We start from the raw sequence: 16,926 nt of genomic DNA, 5'->3' as shown, positions 1-16,926 counted from the left end.
CGGGGTTTTTCACATCAGTTGCGTAACCGCGGCGCCTGCAGCTGTCGGCGAATCGTTCTGGCTAGTTCGTCCATCGACGGCTGTTCCGGATGTTCATCGCTGGCTTCACCGCTCAGCTGCGCTTCCGCGAGATAAGTGTGGATCGGCTGGCCGTCTTCATCTTCCATGACCACATGATACCAGGGAGAGGCGCGCAGTTCGTCATTGGCTGCAATGTCGTCCTCTTCCGGCTCGGCGAGCGAGTATACAGGATCGATATCAACGACCACGCCGAGGTAGCCCAATAGCGTATGGCGAACCTGCTGGCCGATACCGAATTTGCTGGCAATCATAGGCACCTCCTGGGAAACGTTATTACCTGCTATATGCGGGCAATGTTCCGCTTTTCAAGTTACATGATGCGACAGGCAAACCCTTTCAGATACAGCCCTTCCGGGTAGGTTGCAATCACCGGGTGATCCGCAGCCTGACGGAACTGTTCTATAAATTGTACATCACGTCCGGCATCAATTGCGGCATCGGCAATGATTTTCTGAAATAAATCGCCTGGCATTAAACCCGAACAGGAGAAGGTCAGCAGGATCCCGCCGGGATTCAACAGCTGAATCGCCAGCATGTTAATATCTTTATACCCGCGGCAGGCGCCCATCAGCTGATTTTTGTTCTCAACGAACTTTGGCGGATCCATGATGATAACGTCAAATGTCTCTCCCTGATCGCGATACTTACGCAGCAGCTTGAAGACGTCGTCGCGAACAAATTCCGCTTTAGAAAGATCCAGCTTGTTTAGCTCAACGTTTTGTTTCGCAACGTCCAGCGCTTCCTGAGAGGTATCGACGCTGATAACCTGGCTGCACCCGCCCATCAGCGCGGAAACGGCGAAGCCACCGGTATAGGAGAAACAGTTGAGCACGCGTTTGTCGGCGACGTAGCGGCGGGTCGCCAGACGGCTGTCGCGCTGGTCGAGGTAGTAACCGGTTTTGTGCCCACCTTGAATATCGACCAGCAGCTGCATGCCGTGTTCGGTGATAGGCAGCAGCGCAGGTGGCAGTTCGCCGGTCACCGGGCCTTGTGCCAGCTCCAGACCCTCTTTTTTACGTACGGCGACATCGCTGCGATCGTAAATAGAGCAGTCCGGGAACAGGGTTTGCAGTGCGTTGATTATGGGGGCGCGCTGGTACTCGGCACCTGCGCTCAGCAGTTGCAGAACGAAAAAGTTACCAAAGCGATCAATGGTCACACCCGGCAGGCCGTCAGATTCACCGGCAATCAGGCGATAGCTGTCAAGGCCATCGCGGGCAGCCAGCCATTCGCGCCAGGTCTGAGCCTGCTGCAGGCGACGTTCGAAAAAGGCGTTATCGATAGCTTCGTTACGATCGAAGCTCCAGACGCGCGCGCGAATCTGCGAAGAGGGCGACCAGGCGCCACGGGCCAGCCATTTCCCCTGTGAGTCGACAATGTCGATGGTTTCACCGGCACGAGCTTTGCCTTCCATACGGGCAATGGCACCGGAGAAAATCCACGGATGACGACGCAGCAGAGATTTCTCGCGTCCTTTGGATAACACTAAGCGGGGGAAAATGGAATCTGTCATGGAGCTACCTTTAAGCAACGGGAATGTCGGCACCGAAAAATGGCGCGTAGGTTAGCACAAGTGACCGGCACAAGCATCTTTCCGCCTGCGCCGGCAGGTGAGCGTTTCGGCACAAAACGCAGGCGCTTTGGCACAATAAAAATTTTCCCGCGATCTTACAGTGTTTCCTCACCCAACGGAGGAAATTACGATGAAAACAGGAACCCGGTTAGCGGCAATCTTGATCTCGGTTATCAGTACCAGCGTGTCCGCGGCGTCATTTCGCGTGACCAGTAGCGATATGCGTGAGGGAGACAACCTGGCGGTGTCCCAGCTGTTTAATGGTTTTGGCTGTCGCGGTGGTAATGTCTCGCCGCAGTTGGCATGGGAAAATGCGCCAGCGGAAACCCGAAGTTTTGCCGTGACCGCCTACGACCCGGACGCCCCCAGCGGCAGCGGCTGGTGGCACTGGACGGTGGTGAACATTCCTTCTGCCGTTTCCCGTCTGTCGACTGGTGCCGGAGATAAAAATAACGCTAAACTGCCTGCGGGTGCTGTACAGGGGCGAAATGATTTCGGCTACGCAGGGTTTGGCGGGGCATGCCCACCCGCCGGAGATAAGCCTCACCGTTATCACTTCACGGTATGGGCGCTGGATACGCCGACATTACCGATTGATGCCCAGGCCAGCGGCGCGTTAGTGGGCTTTATGCTGCACAGCCATGTTATTGCCAGCGCGCAGTTGACGGCTATGTCAGGACGCTAAACGACAGACAGAGGGCTCTGATGCAGAATATTCACTTTCACCATAATGCGTTATCGGCGGCGGAGATTACCTCCCGGCGATTATATAAGCTGCATCGCGTCCGGCTATTTTCGCCGGCGCTGTGTCGGGTTAATCGTGGAAGTAAGATTATCGTGCAGGGAGCCAGCCAGATGCAGGCCACACCGCAGCAACTGATTATTTTGCCCGCCGATGTCGAGCTTGAGGTGATTAATCAGCCGGACAATGGGCTATTTTGCTCCGACCTGCTCTCGTTGACGGCAGACCTGCTGGCAGATTTTAAAGCGCGCTATATGAGTGAGCCGCAACCCGGCCGGCTGACCTCATTATGTGCACCACTGTCTCCTGAGCTGTCGTTTATGTGGCAAAACGTGTTACAAGCGGTGCGTGGGGGGCTATCAACGGAGCTACAGCATCACCAGACGATGGGGCTGCTGCTGGCGTTGCAGCAGGCGGGATATGCCGGGCCGTTGTTGACCGAAAGGCAGCAGGATCTGACCAGCCAGGTACGACAAATCATTATGCTGTCGCCAGCAGATACGTGGAGCGTTCCCCGGGTAGCCAAAATGTTGTTTGTGGGCGAATCGACGCTACGTCGCCGCCTGCAGCAGGAATCGCAAAGCTTTCGCCTGATTGTAGAAGAGGTGCGAATGGCGTATGCCTTAGGCCAGTTGCAATCCACCTCTTTGCCGATAGGCGAGATCGCCCTGAACAGTGGCTATCAGTCCGGGTCACGCTTTACCGCGCGTTTTCGTCAGCATTACGGGCTGTTGCCAAAGCATGTACGCTGACGAAAATTTGCTATCCTCTGCATCAGAGCAGGCCAAAAAAGGAGAGCAACGATGGCGACAATCTGCACAATGGCATGGGTGTATGGTTCGGTTCAGGGCGTGGGGTTTCGTTACTCGACGCAGCGGGAAGCGCTACGACTGGGGCTGACGGGGTACGCTCGTAATCTTGATGATGGCAGCGTGGAAGTGCTGGCCTGTGGAGAGGCAGACCAGGTCGCGGCACTTATCGCCTGGCTGAAAGCCGGCGGGCCGCGTAGCGCACGGGTAGACAGGGTAAATACCGAGCCCCATCAGCCCACCAGAGAATGGCAAAAATTTGCCATTCTCTATTAGATGCACTTTACCGGTTTAGGCAGGCCGGCAATTTTTGTGGCCTGTTTGGCGGGACCTTTCGGGAACAGGCGATACAGATAGCGGCTGTTGCCTTTCTCTTCGCCAAATTTATTCGCCATCGCCTTCACTAACATGCGAATAGCCGGCGATGTGTTAAATTCCAGATAAAATTCGCGTACAAAGCGCACCACTTCCCAGTGCTCAACGGAAAGGGTAATACCTTCCTGCCCGGCGATAACCTCCGCCATGGCTTCATTCCACTGTGTGGTATCTTTCAGATAGCCTTCGCTATCGGTCTCAATTTCGTTGCCTTCAAAGATAAACATAATTCTTCACATACCAGTCCAGACTGGCGGCAGTGTAGCAAAAAATAAGGCCCCGCATAAGCGGGGCCTGAGTGGACAATGGGAGAGGTTAGTCTCTGCTTGCGAAGCCAAGGATGCTCAGCAGGCTGATGAAGATATTGTACAGCGACACGTACAGGCTGACGGTCGCGCGGATGTAGTTGGTCTCACCGCCGCGGATGATATTGCTGGTTTCAAACAGGATTGCGCCTGAAGAAATCAGGATAAACACCGCGCTGATAGCCAGGTGCAGGGCAGGCAGCTGCAGGAAGATATTCGCGACCATACCGACCAGAACCACCACAACGCCGGCCATCAGCATACCGCCGAGGAAGGACATGTCTTTACGGGTGGTCAGCACGTAGGCCGAACAGCAGAAGAACACCAGCGCGGTACCGCCCAGCGCCATGCCAATCAGATCACCCATGCCCGCAGACAGATAGGCGTTGAGCATCGGCCCAAGGATATAACCCAGGAAGCCGGTAAAGGCGAATGCCGCCAGAATACCTGTCGGTTTATTGGCCAGCTTGTAGGTCAGGAACATCAGACCGTACATACCCACCAGCGTCAGAATCAGTCCCGGAGAAGGCAGCATCAGCACCGTGCTGGCCGTCGCCGTAATGGCGGAAAATGCCAGCGTCAGGCTGAGAAGAAAATAGGTGTTCCGCAGAACTTTATGCGTACTGAGCAGCGATGAACGGTCACGCGACGACGTAATAATACGATCCATGAGTCACTCTCTTATGACAGATGTAATTAATAATGAAGCATAAAAAAACCACGACGGAAGCCATAGTGCTTTTACCCATCTTTACTTAGACCCCAGCGGAATCACGCAGCATATTATTCTAATAAATGATGGCAGGGTGGTGCGTTTGTGCGTTTGGCGTCAGGAACCAGATCGGAATCTGATAGGTTACTGAAAAATATTGCGTTATCGACATTCTGTGGCTAAGTGTGGAGAGGGTACAAACGAAGCGTAATAAAGGCAAGGGATATGAAATCACAAAAATACAATCACATCACACAAACATTGCTGGCCCTCGGTTTACTCTGCACAACTGCCGCGGCATTTGCCGCACAGGTTCCTGCGGGTACGGTGCTGGCAGAGAAGCAGGAGCTGGTCAGGAATAACGGTAGCGAGCCGGCATCGCTGGATCCACACAAGGTTGAGAGTGATGTGGAGTTTAACATCATCAGCGATCTTTTCGAGGGACTGGTGAGCGTCTCACCGAAAGGTGAAATTCAGCCGCGGCTGGCGGAGAAGTGGGAAAATAAAGATAACACCGTCTGGACGTTCCATTTACGCCCGGGCATTACCTGGTCTGACGGTACCGCTATTACCGCGCAGGATATTGTCTGGAGCTGGCAGCGTCTGGTGTCGCCTGTTACGGCATCACCTTATGCCAGCTATCCGGGAAATATGCATATAGTGAACGCGCAGGAGATCGCACAAGGGAAAAAGGCGCCGGAGACGCTGGGCGTGAAGGCTGTCGATGACGCGACGCTTGAGGTGACATTAACGCAGCCGAATGCGGCGTTTTTAGCCATGTTGGCGCACCCGTCTTTGGTCCCGGTGGATAAGGTACTGGTAACTCGTTTTGGCGAGCAGTGGACCAAACCGGAGCATATCGTCACCAGCGGTCCGTATAAGCTCTCCGCGTGGGTCGTTAACGAACGCATCGTCGCCGAGCGTAACCCGCGCTACTGGGACAACGCGCATACGGTTATCAACAAAGTGACCTATTTGCCGATCCATTCCGAAGCAGCGGATGTTAACCGCTATAAAGCAGGTGAAATCGATATTGTTTATACGGTACCGATTAACCAGTTTGCTTTGCTTAAAAAAACCATGGGCGATCAGCTGGACGTTTCGCCGCAGCTGGCAACGTATTATTACGAGTTCAACACCACCCGACCGCCGTTTAACGATCCGCGCGTCCGGCTGGCGCTGAATATGGCGCTGGATAAAGACATCATCGCTGAAAAAGTATTAGGGCAGGGGCAGCGTCCGGCGTGGCTGATTAGCCAGCCTGATATTGGCGGCGTGAAACTGCAAAACCCGGATTACGCCAGCTGGCCACGCGATAAGCGTATTGCTGAGGCCAAAAAGCTGCTGAGTGAAGCGGGGTACTCTGATAGCCATCCGCTGGTGTTTAATCTGCTGTACAACACGTCGGAGTCACATCAGCGCGTGGCGATAGCTGCCAGTTCGATGTGGAAGAAAAACCTGGGCGTTGAGGCGAAGTTGCAAAACCAGGAGTGGAAGACGATGCTCGACACCATGCACACGCATAATTTTGACGCAGTGCGCTATGCCTGGATTGCCGATTACGACGATGCCGCCACGTTCCTGAATAACTTCCGCACCGGCGATAGTGAAAATACCAGCCAGTACAGCAATCCTGCCTATGATGAAGCCTTAAAGAATGCCGCCAAAGCGCCGGATGTGGCTGCGCGCGGTAAGTACTACCAGCAGGCAGAGGATCTTCTGGGGAAAGATGTTCCGGCGGTTCCGGTGTATCACTATGTTCGTACGCACCTGGTGAAGCCGTGGGTGGGGGGATTTACGCCTGATAAGCTGGGATACTATTTCACGAAAGACATGTACATCAAAAAACATTAACCGGAGTCAGCCCGATTGGCGTTGATTTTTTGCGCGAACTGCCTGTATTTCAGACGAATAATGCATTTTTGGTTGTTTTTAAGGCGGTTGAACAAAATCGGGCTTTACAGGCTACGTCGAGGTGTTTATAGTGCGCCCCATACCGGAAGCGTGGCCGAGCGGTTGAAGGCACCGGTCTTGAAAACCGGCGACCCGAAAGGGTTCTAGAGTTCGAATCTCTACGCTTCCGCCAAATATAAACCCCAAGCTATTTAATAGCTTGGGGTTTTTCGTTTTATACAGTTTCTGTTGTGCCATTTGTTGTGCCATTTCTCTTTAGCTTGGATTGTTCTAGGCTAGCTTGTATTGGATGAAGAATGAGTTTTTCGCTACGTGCTGATGCATCCTCGAATAGGCTCCGGCGATGATTATGTCCATCCTTTCAACGAACCCTTATTGACTGAAGTTATTATGCGAGATCATACGATCTTCAGCATTTTTAGGTGTAAGCACACCTGTTTTAGTTCCACGCACTTTTTGAGAGTTCCGGTTTTTCCGTCATTAGCCGGTACTCTTCCGGTGTCAGGTTATTCAGGGATTCATGAGGCCGCTCGCTGTTATATTCCGTCAGCCAGCGCTCTGTGATTTCCCGTGCTTCATTCAGGGTTCTGAACAGATAAAAATCCAGAATTTCTGTCCGGTACGTCCGGTTAAAACGCTCGATGAAGGCATTCTGTGTCGGCTTGCCTGGCCTTATAAATTCCAGCATCACACCATGTTCCTCAGCCCATTGTGCCAGCGCCAGTGAGACCAGTTCGGGTCCGTTGTCCATCCGCATCTTCAGCGGGTAGCCCCGGTTTGCCACGATCCTGTCCAGCACTCTGACCACCCGCTGCGCCGGGATATTCAGGTCGATTTCTATGGCGAGAGCCTCGCGGTTAAAGTCATCAACCACATTGAAGGTCCGGAAGCGTCTGCCACACACCAGCGCATCGTGCATAAAATCGATGGACCAGCTCTGGTTCAGCGCTTCTGGCGTCACCAGTGGTGCCGGATTGCGTACAGGCAGCCGCTGCTTTCCCTTGCGGCGAAAATTCAGTTTCAGAAGACAGTAAATGCGATGAACGCGTTTATGGTTCCAGGCGTTACCCTGCCTGCGCAGCAACTGGAACAGCTTCTTAAAACCATACCGCGGGTAGCGCTCTGCCAGCTCAGTCAGTACCTGGATCACCGGTTCATCACGCCGGGTATCGGGCTGGTAAAAATACACCGTCCTGCTCAGCGATAACGTCCTGCAGGCCTGTCGTAAACTCATGGCAAATTGCGCCGTCAGATAGCTGACGAGTTCACGCTTTATCGCTGGTTTTAAAGCTTTTTTTCGATAACGTCTTTAAGTGCCCGGCATTCAAGACTCAGATCGGCAAACATCTGTTTGAGGCGACGGTTTTCATCTTCAAGGTCTTTCATCTTTTTGATATCAGAGGCTTCCATCCCGCCAAACTTCGCTTTCCAGTTGTAGTACGAGGCTTCGGAAATACCGGCTTCACGGCAGACATCCTTGACGGTACGTCCGGCTTCTACGGACTTCAGAACGGCGATGATCTGGTGCTCGGTGAATCGGGCTTTACGCATGATGATCTCCTCAGAGGACATAATCAGTATGTCGGAAGATCTCTAAAAGTGAATGGTGCGGATTGCTGGGATGCTTACAATTTAGCTTGTCCGCTTTGTGCCAAAGGCGGAAATCGTTATTTCAACGTAAATTCATTATTGAGGAAGGTTACCAGAACATTAGAAAATTTCTCAAGTCCAGTTCTACACCGAGGTATCAGGCAAACGTATACGCAGTGATTTGCCCCCACGTTTAAGAACAACCGTCAGTTACTACTACCTTCATTGATCACAGTAAACGATCCCCATCGGGGCATTTCACGCCCCGGCATGGCATAATAAACCGATACTGTACGGTGTAGTTATGTTTAAGCAGCGCTTTAAAATCAGCTAAGGGTTCAACATGAAGGTACTGACGCAAGCGCGCCGCCAGGGGATTGTCGCTGCCGCCGCGGAGGTGTTTACGGAGATAGGTTACGAACGCGCTTCCATGGATGAAGTGGCCAGACGTGCCGGTGGCTCCAAGGCCACGCTCTATAAATACTTCTCCTCAAAAGAGGCGTTGTTTGAAACGGTTGTGCGCGACTGCAGCGCCCGGTTTCTTACCGAAGCGGCAAGCGGGCTGACTCAGCCGGAAAACCAGCACTTATCTCTGGAACAGAAACTGGTCCGCTTTGGTGAAGATATGCTGCGGGTAGTGACATGCGATAACCAGGCCCTGCAAATCTATCGTGTCGTGCTGGGCGAAGCCGCGCATTCCGATATCGGGCAACTGTTTCTGGAGTCCGGCATCCGCCAAAGCATGGAGACGTTGGCTCAGGAAATGAACGCGGCAATGGAACGAGGTGAACTGGCGCCGTCGGACCCGATGCTGCGGGCGATCCAGTTTACCTCATTGATCAAAGCAGAAAGCGAGATCCTGTTTTTCATGCGTCAGATGCCTGACTTCACGCAGGAAAAAGTCAGCGACATGGTCATGAATGGGGTGCGAATGTTTCTTGATGGCGCCGTTAAAAAGCCGGTTTAACGGACACCTGTTGACCGGGTTCACGGCCTCGAACCCGGTTTTTATCGTATCAAATCAGGGGACATGTGGCGCTGCCCGTCGCTAGCCACTGCGCGGCGGTCTCGCCTGTCTGGCTTGCCAGGCGCTCAACCACGCGTTGCCAGGCGGCAAACATCTGTGCCGAATCGCCGGAGACGCTTTGCGTAAGGTGACTTCTACACACCAGTCGGCGGTTTTCATTCCCTTGCTGTGTGGATAAGCTCCAGTCAGCATCCAGGCTGACGGCTTTGCCGGGCCAGCTATCAAAACGGCGAACCTGCAACTGCACCCGTACCACCGGTTTGCTGTTATCACGCGCGATCCCTGCCACATCCACGGTGTTGAGCTGCTGCGTCATATTGAGGGACAGCGCCGTCTGTAGCTCATCGCCCAATGGACTTAACCAGCGATCGTTGTCCAGAACCACCATGCGGCTGTTGTTCTGACGGACCACCACTTGTTGGCTATCCAGTTGGGCCGGAACACCGACGGGCAGCACTGCTATCACAAATCCTGGTGGGTCGACGGCGTGGGAACCTGGGTCAGCGCTGACCAGCGTATGGTAACGTACCTGGGGAGATGAACAGCCAGCAAGCGCGCAGGTGACGCCGATGATCAGACACACAGCCGCTTTCATGGCCGCTCTCCTTCTTTGAGTGGACGGGGAGCATCCAGCGACGCGTCAGCCGCGCGACCTTGCAATAACGATTCCGGGTGGCGGTCCAGCTGGCTGGTCAGGCTGCGCACGGCCCGTAGCGTTCGCGTGGTTTCCTGTAAGGCCTGCAACAGGTTAATCACCAGAGGAGAATCTTCCGCCAGCAGGTTTTGTACGTCTTGTGTCGCTCGCTGCGTTTGTTGCATCAGGCGGTTGGCGGCAGGCAGAGATTGACCGTTCACCAAACGCAATGTTGTATTCAATTCTACCAGCGTGTTATTCATGTTACTTCCGATTTGATCTAGCGGCATTTTATTGATCTTTCTGGCAATATTCGTTATCTGATCCTGCAGTATGGTCAGTCCGCCATTAACGGTAGGCAGTTCAATCGGGCGTTTCGTCACATCAAATTTCACCTTTGGCGCATCCGGGATAAAATCGAGTGAGATATAAAGTTGCCCCGTCAGCAGACTGCTGGACGTGGCCTGTGCCCGCAGCCCATGCGCGATCATCTCGCGAGTGAAAATGACCGTATTGAGGTCAGTGTCGCCCGTCGGTTCGGGGAGTTTTTCGAGCACATGGCCCATCCGTGAGGGATAGACATCAATATCCACGATGGTCGGAAAGCGGTATCCCTTGGGGTTATAGTCGAGTTCGACGGAGGCAACACGCCCAATCCGCACGCTGGAAAACTCAACCGGGGCGCCCACGTTCAGGCCATGTAAGGTGTGTTCAAAACGCAGTTGAAAGCGTACCGGCGGCCCGTCCGCAGGCGCCATCGCGGTTTCCTCATCCGCTGCCAGCTTGTAACGGGTTTGCTTATGGATCACGCCCTGAGTCGGGTTCTCCGGGCTGGAGAAGGCGATGCCCCCGGCCATGATGGCGGCAACGGTCTGGGTTTTAAGCTGAAAACCGTCGCTGCCGACCGACAGATCTACGCCACTGGCATTCCAGAAGCGCGAATCCGCAGTGACCAGGCGGTCATAGGGGGCATCAATAAAGATGTTGAGATCGATCCCTCTGCCATCTTTACGTAACTGGTAGGACGTTATCCGTCCGACCGGAATGCGGCGATAGTAGACCGGCGCGTTAATATCCAGCGAGCCAAGGTCGTCTGCTTCCAGAAAAAACTGGCTACCCGCCATGTCGTTGACAATAGCCGGAGGCGTTTCCATGCCGGTGAACCGATATCGGCTCTCCTCGGATTTCCCTCTGTCCGCCCCGATATAAGCCCCTGACAACAGCGTATCAATGCCGCTAACGCCGCTCAGCCCGACTCGTGGCCTCACCACCCAGAACCGGGTGTCGGCGCGCGCCAGATTCTGGGCGTTCCGGCCAAGAGCAACCCGCACGAGTACCTGTGCATTATCGGGGCTAAGGGTTATCTCCTTAACTATCCCTACGGTGACATCTTTATATTTCACCGCGGTTTTACCCGCTTCGAGGCCTGCTGCGCTACGAAATGCAATAACAACCTCAGGCCCGATGGTTAAGCGCGCCTGGATAACCATCGATATCGCGACAACAAATGCGACAGCGGGGAGCAGCCAGATCAGGGCATTGCGCCAGCGCCCGTAATGAAAAAGAGGGGTACCCGAAACAGGACGCTTCATTGCTTGTCTTCCCATAGTGTTTTTGGTTTAAAACTCAGCGCACACAGCATGGTCAAGATAACCACCAGGGCGAAAAACAGGATCCCGACACGAGGTTCGGCTTCACTTAGTGGACGAAACCGGAGCAGGCCACACACCACGGCTACCACAACAACATCCAGCATTGACCAACAGCCAATCCACTCGGTCAGCCGGTAAAGTCGCGTTCGTTCGCGCCTGGCCCAGCGGCTGTGGTGGGATGCAGAGATCAGCAGAACACCCAGCGACAAAAATTTCAGGCACGGTACCATCACGCTGGCGATAAAGATGATCGCCGCAATGCCCCATGAACCGCTTTGCCAGAAGGCAACAATTCCAGAGAGGATGGTGCTTTCGCTGCCATGGCCGAGCAGCGTGGTGTACATCACCGGCAAAATATTGGCGGGCAGATACAGGATCACGGAGGTTAAAAGCAGTGCCCAGCTCAGATGTTGGTGCCCAGGCTGGTGGTCAGGCAGCATCGTCTGACAGCGAGGACATTTTCTGTCATGGTCAGACGTTGTGTCGTCAGCACACACCAGGCCACAGAGCGTGCAACGGCACATCTGCATCTGGCGGGCAAAAGGTGCCTTAATGGTCACGGTTTTTCTCCTCGAACGACAGCAGATCCCACAGTGGATACAGATCGTGACTGTTGATGAAGACAGTCAGCGTGCAGGAGAGGGCCAGTGCCCAACCACCGGGCCCCACGGCGACGTCCAGCAGTGACGATAGCTTTATCCCGGCAATCAGAAATCCCAACATGCCAACTTCTACCATGCTCCAGGGATGCAGCCACTTGAGCGCCCGCATGGTGAAGATAAACCCCGGTGCCGGGCGTGCGAAATGCGCAAAGCTTAGTAGCCATGCCGTTAGTACTGTCTGTAAGAAAGGGGCGACCAGTAGAAGAAACACGGTACCAATCGCCATCACGGGGTTGCCGCCATCGACAGTCAGCGCCCAGGGCACACTCCACAACGTGGCATTGTTCACCATCCCGTGAAACCCGACGGAGATCACCGGAAAAAGGGCGGCGATCACCAAAGCCACGGCCGCCGTTATTATCAGGGGCAGTAGATGGCCTGGCACACGCCGCTTGCCACGCCATAGCACGGCGTGACAACGCTGACAGCGTGCAATTTCACCCGACACGCAGGGCAATGTCTGGTAGACACTATCGCAATGCGGGCAGATAGTCAGATGTGGGAATGTCTTCATAGCACCGGATCGCCAGGAGATGATTCATAGTGAAAATGACAACCGGTTTCGGCTGCATACGTGTCTGTTAGGCTACCGGAGCAACGTCGCCAGTTCTTCTGCACCCTTTTCAATACCCACTTCAGCGGCGCTCAGCGAGCCGATGCTGGCAGAGATATTCATCGCATTCGGATACTGTCTGGCGACGTAAGCTTTCAACAGATCGTGGCTGTTTGCGTCATAAATTTCGACGGCATAATCCACAGAACCGCTCATCAGTCCCTGGCCTCCGCGCATCGATTGCACGATGTTATATGGCCCACCCGCCAGATCGAATTTAGTAAAGGTACCTACCACCTGGGGTGTGGTATCTGCGCCGGTCAAGGTCAACTTCAGTCGCAGGGTGTTCGCCGCAGGGGAGGCGACCTCTTTAAACCGGGGGCTTAATGTTTTGCTGAACTGTTCCTGCATGTGGGTGGCGAGTTGCTGGCGATCGGCCTGCGCCATATCGTCAAACTGTCCATCGTGACCCTGATAAATTTTTACCGGGTCAATAATAATGCTGTCGTACTTGCGCCAGTCGACGAGGGGCGAATAACGATAGGGCATGCGATCGGCATTATCATCGGTGTTTGCGGTCAACTTTGACGCCGAATCGATGCCACTGTAACGCAGGGGCTCCTTACCCGCACATCCCACCAACAGCAGGGGGACAGCGATAGCCGTCAGCCCACCGATTTGCCTTAACGTCTTCATGTGCAGATCCTTTCGTTGTGGTTAAGGGCCGCGCGTATCAGCAAGCCCACAATAGACACTGTGATGTTCACTCTTATGTGAACTGTACGGTTTAGTTTTGATCGCATGTATAAGCGTGTCAACTTAATTGTCTGCTGAAACTATTCCGTCTGGAACGATGGCTGAGAGTGAAGAACGGTCGGTTCTGAAGGGGGAGGGTGAGCTATCGCGAAGGCGCTAGTCGCCTGCTGTCACTGCACATTGTGGATATTGATTGGTAAGAATCGTTAAGAAGCTGCCGCCCCTTAATTTTTCTTATTAAGGGGCGGCGCAGGCGTCATCCGGCATGTTTATTGATTGACGCCGATAATGTTGTGCTCTGGGCCATAGGGGAACCGGGTGATGTTCTCTGCTGCTGTTTCGGTGACAACCAGGATATCGTGTTCGCGATAACCGCCGTGGCCCGGCATGCTCTCTGGCAACATGATCATCGGTTCCATCGAGACAACCATTCCCGGTGCCAAAACGGTCTCAATGTCCTCACGTAATTCTAAACCGGCTTCGCGACCATAATAGTGGCTCAGTACGCCGAAGGAGTGACCATAGCCAAAAGTCCGATACTGTAGCAGGTCATGTTCGCGATAAATCTCGTTGAGCGAGGCGGCGATATCGCAACAGCGTGCGCCTGGGCGGATTAGCGCCTGGCCACGCCGATGTACCTCACAGTTGATCTCCCAGTGACGTAATTGCTCATCGCTGGGGTGACCGAGGAACAGCGTTCGTTCCAGTGCGGTATAGTAGCCGGCAATCATTGGAAAACAGTTCAGCGATAAAATATCCCCTTGCTTCAGGCGACGGGTGGTCACCGGATGGTGGGCACCGTCGGTATTCAGGCCAGACTGAAACCACGTCCAGGTATCGCGCAATTCAACATGCGGCAGGCGCTTGGCAATTTCCCGGGTCATCGCCGAGGTGGCCGCGAGGGCGACTTCATACTCCGGAACATCCTCGGCAATTGCCTCGACGCATGCCTCGCCGCCGAGGTCGGCGACCTGAGTGCCAATTTTAATCAGCGCGATCTCTTCAGCGGACTTAATCATGCGCATACGCATCGTTGCCGGGGCGATATCAATAAACGCCGACTGGGATAAGTAATGGCAAAATTTAGCGCGCTGTTCGAACGTCACATGGTCGCCTTCAAGGGCAATTCGCCGGCTATCATCAGGTACTACTTTGCGCACTGCCCGGTAATAATTATCACGCTGCCAGTCCGTGTAAACGATATTTGCGCCATAGCTGCGGCGCCATCCCTGACCCCCATCGATATTGGTGGTAATTAAAAATGACTGGCTCGGTGTCACCACCAGGGCATACTGGCGACCAAAGCTACAGTATAAAAAGTCAGCATAATAATTAATATTATGAATCGAGGTTAAAATAACTGCATCAATACTATCTGCTGCCATGGCGGCGCGTAAACCTGACAGTCGACGCTGCATTTCATGGGTGCTGAACGTTCCTTTGACTTTTTGTCCATTAGCTAATTCAATAATATCTGGCATGCTCATAATAAACTCCGTCGTTGATAATGGCGTGTTGCCATCATCTGGAAAACGATATCTTGCGACAAACGGAGATTATTAATTTGCCGTCATTAGCCGGCCTTATGCAGCGTATATTCACCGAGGATTTGCATTCTCTCTGTAATATGACGCGCGGTTTCCTCTGTCAGCCAGTCAATCAACGCCTGAACGCGTGGCCGTTTCTCATTATTGCGCGGACAGGTTAACCATACCTGTCCGTCTTCGACGATATCGGTAAACGGGCGTATCAGCGCGCCATTGCGAACTTCCGCCGCGCACAAAGAGTGACGGCTTAAGGCGACTCCTTGCCCAGCGCAGGCAGCCTGGAGTACGAGGTCGGCACGGGAAAATCCGCTCCCGGGCTCGACATCCAGGTCATAGAGCCCGAGGCGGGCAAAATAAGAGCGCCAGTGGGTGCTATAGGCATTTTGCGGCATGGAATCATGCAGCAAGCGTAACCCGCAGAGGTCGCTGTAGTTTTTAATCGGCCGGGTTTTCATTAGCTCCGGGCTGATCACGGGATAGATCACATCGTTGAATAAGTGTCGTTGAATCAAATTTTTATCGTCAACCCAGTACGGAGTAATGGCGATATCGACCGCATCAGATTTAAAGCTGGCGGGCGTCATATCGGCATCAATTTCCAGACTGATAGGGTATTGCTCATAAAACTGATGCAATCGGGGAAGCAGCCATTTGGTGGCAAAGGAGGGCATAACCCGAATCTTTATGGTGCCCTCAAGAGTTTCTTCACCGGTTTGGTGCAGGGTGGTTTCGAGGATGGTAAATGCCTGGCGCACCCCGATAAACAGCTGTTCACCCTGCGAGGTTAAGCGTAGCCCTGCGGGAGTCCGGTGAAAGACCAGGTAACCTAGCTGTTGTTCAAGCGATTGAATTTTTTGGCTTACTGCACTCTGTGTAAGAAAAAGATCCTGCGCGGCGCGGGTAAAACTGAGATGACGTGCTGCGGCATCAAAGTAGCGCAAACCGTCCAGGGACGGCAAACCAGGTTTACGTTGCATCATCGGTTTCTCTGTTGCAAATAACCTGCAATAAGCACTATTCATGCCAAAGGCACCATTAGCCGTGCTAATAGTTATCAGTTAGAAACCACCGTTTGTCGCCGCTCAGCGAATGCATAAATACTATCAGCGTCATTCAAATTCGCGGAGAAACCCTCATGAAAAATAAACTGTGGCTGTTACTGTCAATGTCTGCCTTACAACTTTCACCATTATTTATACCTGCCGCCCAGGCCGATTTACTGGATGATATTAAGCAAAAAAAAGAAATAGTGATTGCCACTGAAGCGCGCTATGCCCCTTTTGAAATGCTTGAAGATGGCAAAATAGTTGGCCTGGGAAAGGATATTCTCACGGAAGTCATGAAAGGTTTGCCCGGCGTGAAAGTGGTTCAGCTGGATATTCCATTTCAGGGGATTTTACCTGGCCTGGAAAGTAAACGATTCGACTTTGTGGCAACTTCTTTAACCATTACCCGCGATCGTGAAGCCAAATTCGCCTTTACCGCTCCCTTTTCCGACGCCAGCGTGGCCATTCTGAAACGCAAAGGGGATAGCCGCATTAATAGCGCCAAAGATCTCCAGGGCATGATTGTCGCCAGTCAGGCCGGGGCGCCGCAAATCGCCGTGCTAAAAGAGTATGAAGCATCGGTGCTTAAACCCACCACCGGTCACGGCGTTAAAGAAATAAAAGCCTTTATTGATTATAACGAAGCCTACGCGGCATTGGCGGCGCACCGCGTTGATGCGGTTGTGCAATCGCTGCCGAATCTCGCGCCGTTGGTGAAGACCCGTGGTGATACGTTTGAAATTGTACGTCCGCCATTTGGCCCGGCCACCTGGTATGCATGGGCTGGAAGAAAAGATGCGGATAGCGCCTCACTGGTCAAATTTATCAGCGACGGCATTGTGCAGTTGAATAAATCGGGAAAACTGGCGCAGCTACAGACGAAATGGCTGGGATTTTCTATGGCCGTTCCTGAGCAAGTTCCGACCCCGGCAAACTAATTTGATGGAT

Annotated in this window: 18 protein-coding genes and 1 tRNA gene; 7 read left to right on the top strand and 12 right to left on the bottom strand. The window is 53.4% G+C overall.

Features of this window, described 5'->3' with window-relative positions:
* Positions 1-14: 14 nt before the first annotated feature.
* Both hspQ and rlmI read right to left on the bottom strand, forming a co-directional pair.
* The gene (hspQ, locus tag ACMYSK_RS10305; RefSeq protein ID WP_434642647.1) at positions 15-332 is read right to left on the bottom strand and encodes a heat shock protein HspQ; all 318 of its coding nucleotides are present in this window, start codon (positions 330-332) and stop codon (positions 15-17) included.
* Positions 333-391: 59 nt separating this feature from the next.
* On the bottom strand, positions 392-1,594 hold the full coding sequence (rlmI, locus tag ACMYSK_RS10300; RefSeq protein WP_434642644.1) for a 23S rRNA (cytosine(1962)-C(5))-methyltransferase RlmI: 1,203 nt from the start codon (positions 1,592-1,594) through the stop codon (positions 392-394).
* 190 nt (positions 1,595-1,784) lie between these two features.
* Here rlmI and ACMYSK_RS10295 point away from each other — a divergent pair, with 190 nt between their 5' ends.
* From ACMYSK_RS10295 to yccX, 3 genes are read left to right on the top strand one after another with little or no spacing between them, the layout of a single operon-like run.
* Positions 1,785-2,339 (top strand): kinase inhibitor, encoded by a 555-nt coding sequence (locus tag ACMYSK_RS10295; protein ID WP_434642641.1) that lies wholly within the window; start codon positions 1,785-1,787, stop codon positions 2,337-2,339.
* A 20-nt stretch (positions 2,340-2,359) separates the two neighbouring features.
* Positions 2,360-3,148 (top strand): helix-turn-helix transcriptional regulator, encoded by a 789-nt coding sequence (locus tag ACMYSK_RS10290; RefSeq protein ID WP_434642638.1) that lies wholly within the window; start codon positions 2,360-2,362, stop codon positions 3,146-3,148.
* A 51-nt stretch (positions 3,149-3,199) separates the two neighbouring features.
* Positions 3,200-3,481 (top strand): acylphosphatase, encoded by a 282-nt coding sequence (gene yccX, locus ACMYSK_RS10285; RefSeq protein ID WP_434642635.1) that lies wholly within the window; start codon positions 3,200-3,202, stop codon positions 3,479-3,481.
* Here yccX and tusE read toward each other — a convergent pair.
* Positions 3,478-3,807: a sulfurtransferase TusE gene (gene tusE, locus ACMYSK_RS10280; RefSeq protein WP_434642633.1), complete on the bottom strand. Its 330-nt coding sequence runs from the start codon at positions 3,805-3,807 to the stop codon at positions 3,478-3,480. The genes yccX and tusE overlap by 4 nt on opposite strands.
* An 88-nt stretch (positions 3,808-3,895) precedes the next feature.
* Positions 3,896-4,555: an FtsH protease modulator YccA gene (gene yccA, locus ACMYSK_RS10275; RefSeq protein WP_434642630.1), complete on the bottom strand. Its 660-nt coding sequence runs from the start codon at positions 4,553-4,555 to the stop codon at positions 3,896-3,898.
* Positions 4,556-4,822: 267 nt separating this feature from the next.
* Between yccA and ACMYSK_RS10270 the strand changes: the two genes are divergently transcribed.
* Together ACMYSK_RS10270 and ACMYSK_RS10265 are read left to right on the top strand one after the other, a co-directional pair.
* Positions 4,823-6,451: an ABC transporter substrate-binding protein gene (locus ACMYSK_RS10270; RefSeq protein ID WP_434642628.1), complete on the top strand. Its 1,629-nt coding sequence runs from the start codon at positions 4,823-4,825 to the stop codon at positions 6,449-6,451.
* Between the two features lie 144 nt (positions 6,452-6,595).
* A tRNA-Ser gene (locus tag ACMYSK_RS10265) sits at positions 6,596-6,683 on the top strand.
* 267 nt (positions 6,684-6,950) lie between these two features.
* Here ACMYSK_RS10265 and ACMYSK_RS10260 read toward each other — a convergent pair.
* A protein-coding gene (locus ACMYSK_RS10260) for an IS3 family transposase (protein WP_434642625.1) occupies positions 6,951-8,062 on the bottom strand; the annotation gives its coding sequence in 2 pieces (ribosomal slippage) (positions 6,951-7,801 and positions 7,801-8,062; 1,113 coding nt in all).
* Between the two features lie 382 nt (positions 8,063-8,444).
* On the opposite strand from ACMYSK_RS10260, the gene ACMYSK_RS10255 reads away from it, so the two are divergent.
* Positions 8,445-9,068, top strand: coding sequence for a TetR/AcrR family transcriptional regulator (locus tag ACMYSK_RS10255; protein WP_434642623.1), 624 nt, complete (start codon positions 8,445-8,447; stop codon positions 9,066-9,068).
* Positions 9,069-9,117: 49 nt separating this feature from the next.
* Here the strand turns inward: ACMYSK_RS10255 and ACMYSK_RS10250 are convergent, their stop codons facing one another.
* The 7 genes from ACMYSK_RS10250 to ACMYSK_RS10220 form a co-directional block, all read right to left on the bottom strand.
* On the bottom strand, positions 9,118-9,723 hold the full coding sequence (locus tag ACMYSK_RS10250) for a PqiC family protein (protein WP_434642620.1): 606 nt from the start codon (positions 9,721-9,723) through the stop codon (positions 9,118-9,120).
* A complete protein-coding gene (locus ACMYSK_RS10245; protein ID WP_434642617.1) occupies positions 9,720-11,354 on the bottom strand; it encodes an intermembrane transport protein PqiB in 1,635 nt (544 codons plus the stop codon). Before ACMYSK_RS10245 ends, ACMYSK_RS10250 begins: the two co-directional genes overlap by 4 nt.
* A complete protein-coding gene (locus ACMYSK_RS10240) occupies positions 11,351-11,944 on the bottom strand; it encodes a paraquat-inducible protein A (RefSeq protein WP_434644021.1) in 594 nt (197 codons plus the stop codon). The genes ACMYSK_RS10245 and ACMYSK_RS10240 overlap by 4 nt, the downstream gene beginning before the upstream one ends.
* Positions 11,945-11,963: 19 nt before the next feature.
* Positions 11,964-12,422 (bottom strand): paraquat-inducible protein A, encoded by a 459-nt coding sequence (locus ACMYSK_RS10235; RefSeq protein WP_434642614.1) that lies wholly within the window; start codon positions 12,420-12,422, stop codon positions 11,964-11,966.
* 240 nt (positions 12,423-12,662) lie between these two features.
* The gene (locus ACMYSK_RS10230; RefSeq protein ID WP_434642611.1) at positions 12,663-13,325 is read right to left on the bottom strand and encodes a DUF3313 domain-containing protein; all 663 of its coding nucleotides are present in this window, start codon (positions 13,323-13,325) and stop codon (positions 12,663-12,665) included.
* A gap of 329 nt (positions 13,326-13,654) precedes the next feature.
* A complete protein-coding gene (locus tag ACMYSK_RS10225) occupies positions 13,655-14,872 on the bottom strand; it encodes a M24 family metallopeptidase (RefSeq protein ID WP_434642609.1) in 1,218 nt (405 codons plus the stop codon).
* 86 nt (positions 14,873-14,958) lie between these two features.
* The gene (locus tag ACMYSK_RS10220; RefSeq protein WP_434642606.1) at positions 14,959-15,912 is read right to left on the bottom strand and encodes a LysR substrate-binding domain-containing protein; all 954 of its coding nucleotides are present in this window, start codon (positions 15,910-15,912) and stop codon (positions 14,959-14,961) included.
* A 155-nt stretch (positions 15,913-16,067) separates the two neighbouring features.
* Here ACMYSK_RS10220 and ACMYSK_RS10215 point away from each other — a divergent pair, with 155 nt between their 5' ends.
* A complete protein-coding gene (locus ACMYSK_RS10215; RefSeq protein WP_434642603.1) occupies positions 16,068-16,916 on the top strand; it encodes a transporter substrate-binding domain-containing protein in 849 nt (282 codons plus the stop codon).
* Positions 16,917-16,926 lie beyond the last annotated feature (10 nt).

Source organism: Klebsiella sp. I138, assembly GCF_051131765.1.
Taxonomy (GTDB): Bacteria; Pseudomonadota; Gammaproteobacteria; order Enterobacterales; family Enterobacteriaceae; genus Klebsiella.
The sequence above is the reverse complement of the archived record's forward strand: the minus strand, read 5'-3'. Positions and strand labels throughout refer to the sequence as shown.

Coding starts and splice junctions, on each gene's coding strand:
- yccA (WP_434642630.1), bottom strand. CDS start 4,555: ATGGATCGTATTATTACGTCGTCGCGTGACCGTTCATCGCTGCTCAGT.
- yccX (WP_434642635.1), top strand. CDS start 3,200: ATGGCGACAATCTGCACAATGGCATGGGTGTATGGTTCGGTTCAGGGC.
- ACMYSK_RS10225 (WP_434642609.1), bottom strand. CDS start 14,872: ATGAGCATGCCAGATATTATTGAATTAGCTAATGGACAAAAAGTCAAA.
- ACMYSK_RS10270 (WP_434642628.1), top strand. CDS start 4,823: ATGAAATCACAAAAATACAATCACATCACACAAACATTGCTGGCCCTC.
- ACMYSK_RS10245 (WP_434642617.1), bottom strand. CDS start 11,354: ATGAAGCGTCCTGTTTCGGGTACCCCTCTTTTTCATTACGGGCGCTGG.
- ACMYSK_RS10295 (WP_434642641.1), top strand. CDS start 1,785: ATGAAAACAGGAACCCGGTTAGCGGCAATCTTGATCTCGGTTATCAGT.
- tusE (WP_434642633.1), bottom strand. CDS start 3,807: ATGTTTATCTTTGAAGGCAACGAAATTGAGACCGATAGCGAAGGCTAT.
- ACMYSK_RS10250 (WP_434642620.1), bottom strand. CDS start 9,723: ATGAAAGCGGCTGTGTGTCTGATCATCGGCGTCACCTGCGCGCTTGCT.
- ACMYSK_RS10290 (WP_434642638.1), top strand. CDS start 2,360: ATGCAGAATATTCACTTTCACCATAATGCGTTATCGGCGGCGGAGATT.
- rlmI (WP_434642644.1), bottom strand. CDS start 1,594: ATGACAGATTCCATTTTCCCCCGCTTAGTGTTATCCAAAGGACGCGAG.
- ACMYSK_RS10240 (WP_434644021.1), bottom strand. CDS start 11,944: ATGCAGATGTGCCGTTGCACGCTCTGTGGCCTGGTGTGTGCTGACGAC.
- hspQ (WP_434642647.1), bottom strand. CDS start 332: ATGATTGCCAGCAAATTCGGTATCGGCCAGCAGGTTCGCCATACGCTA.
- ACMYSK_RS10230 (WP_434642611.1), bottom strand. CDS start 13,325: ATGAAGACGTTAAGGCAAATCGGTGGGCTGACGGCTATCGCTGTCCCC.
- ACMYSK_RS10215 (WP_434642603.1), top strand. CDS start 16,068: ATGAAAAATAAACTGTGGCTGTTACTGTCAATGTCTGCCTTACAACTT.
- ACMYSK_RS10255 (WP_434642623.1), top strand. CDS start 8,445: ATGAAGGTACTGACGCAAGCGCGCCGCCAGGGGATTGTCGCTGCCGCC.
- ACMYSK_RS10220 (WP_434642606.1), bottom strand. CDS start 15,912: ATGATGCAACGTAAACCTGGTTTGCCGTCCCTGGACGGTTTGCGCTAC.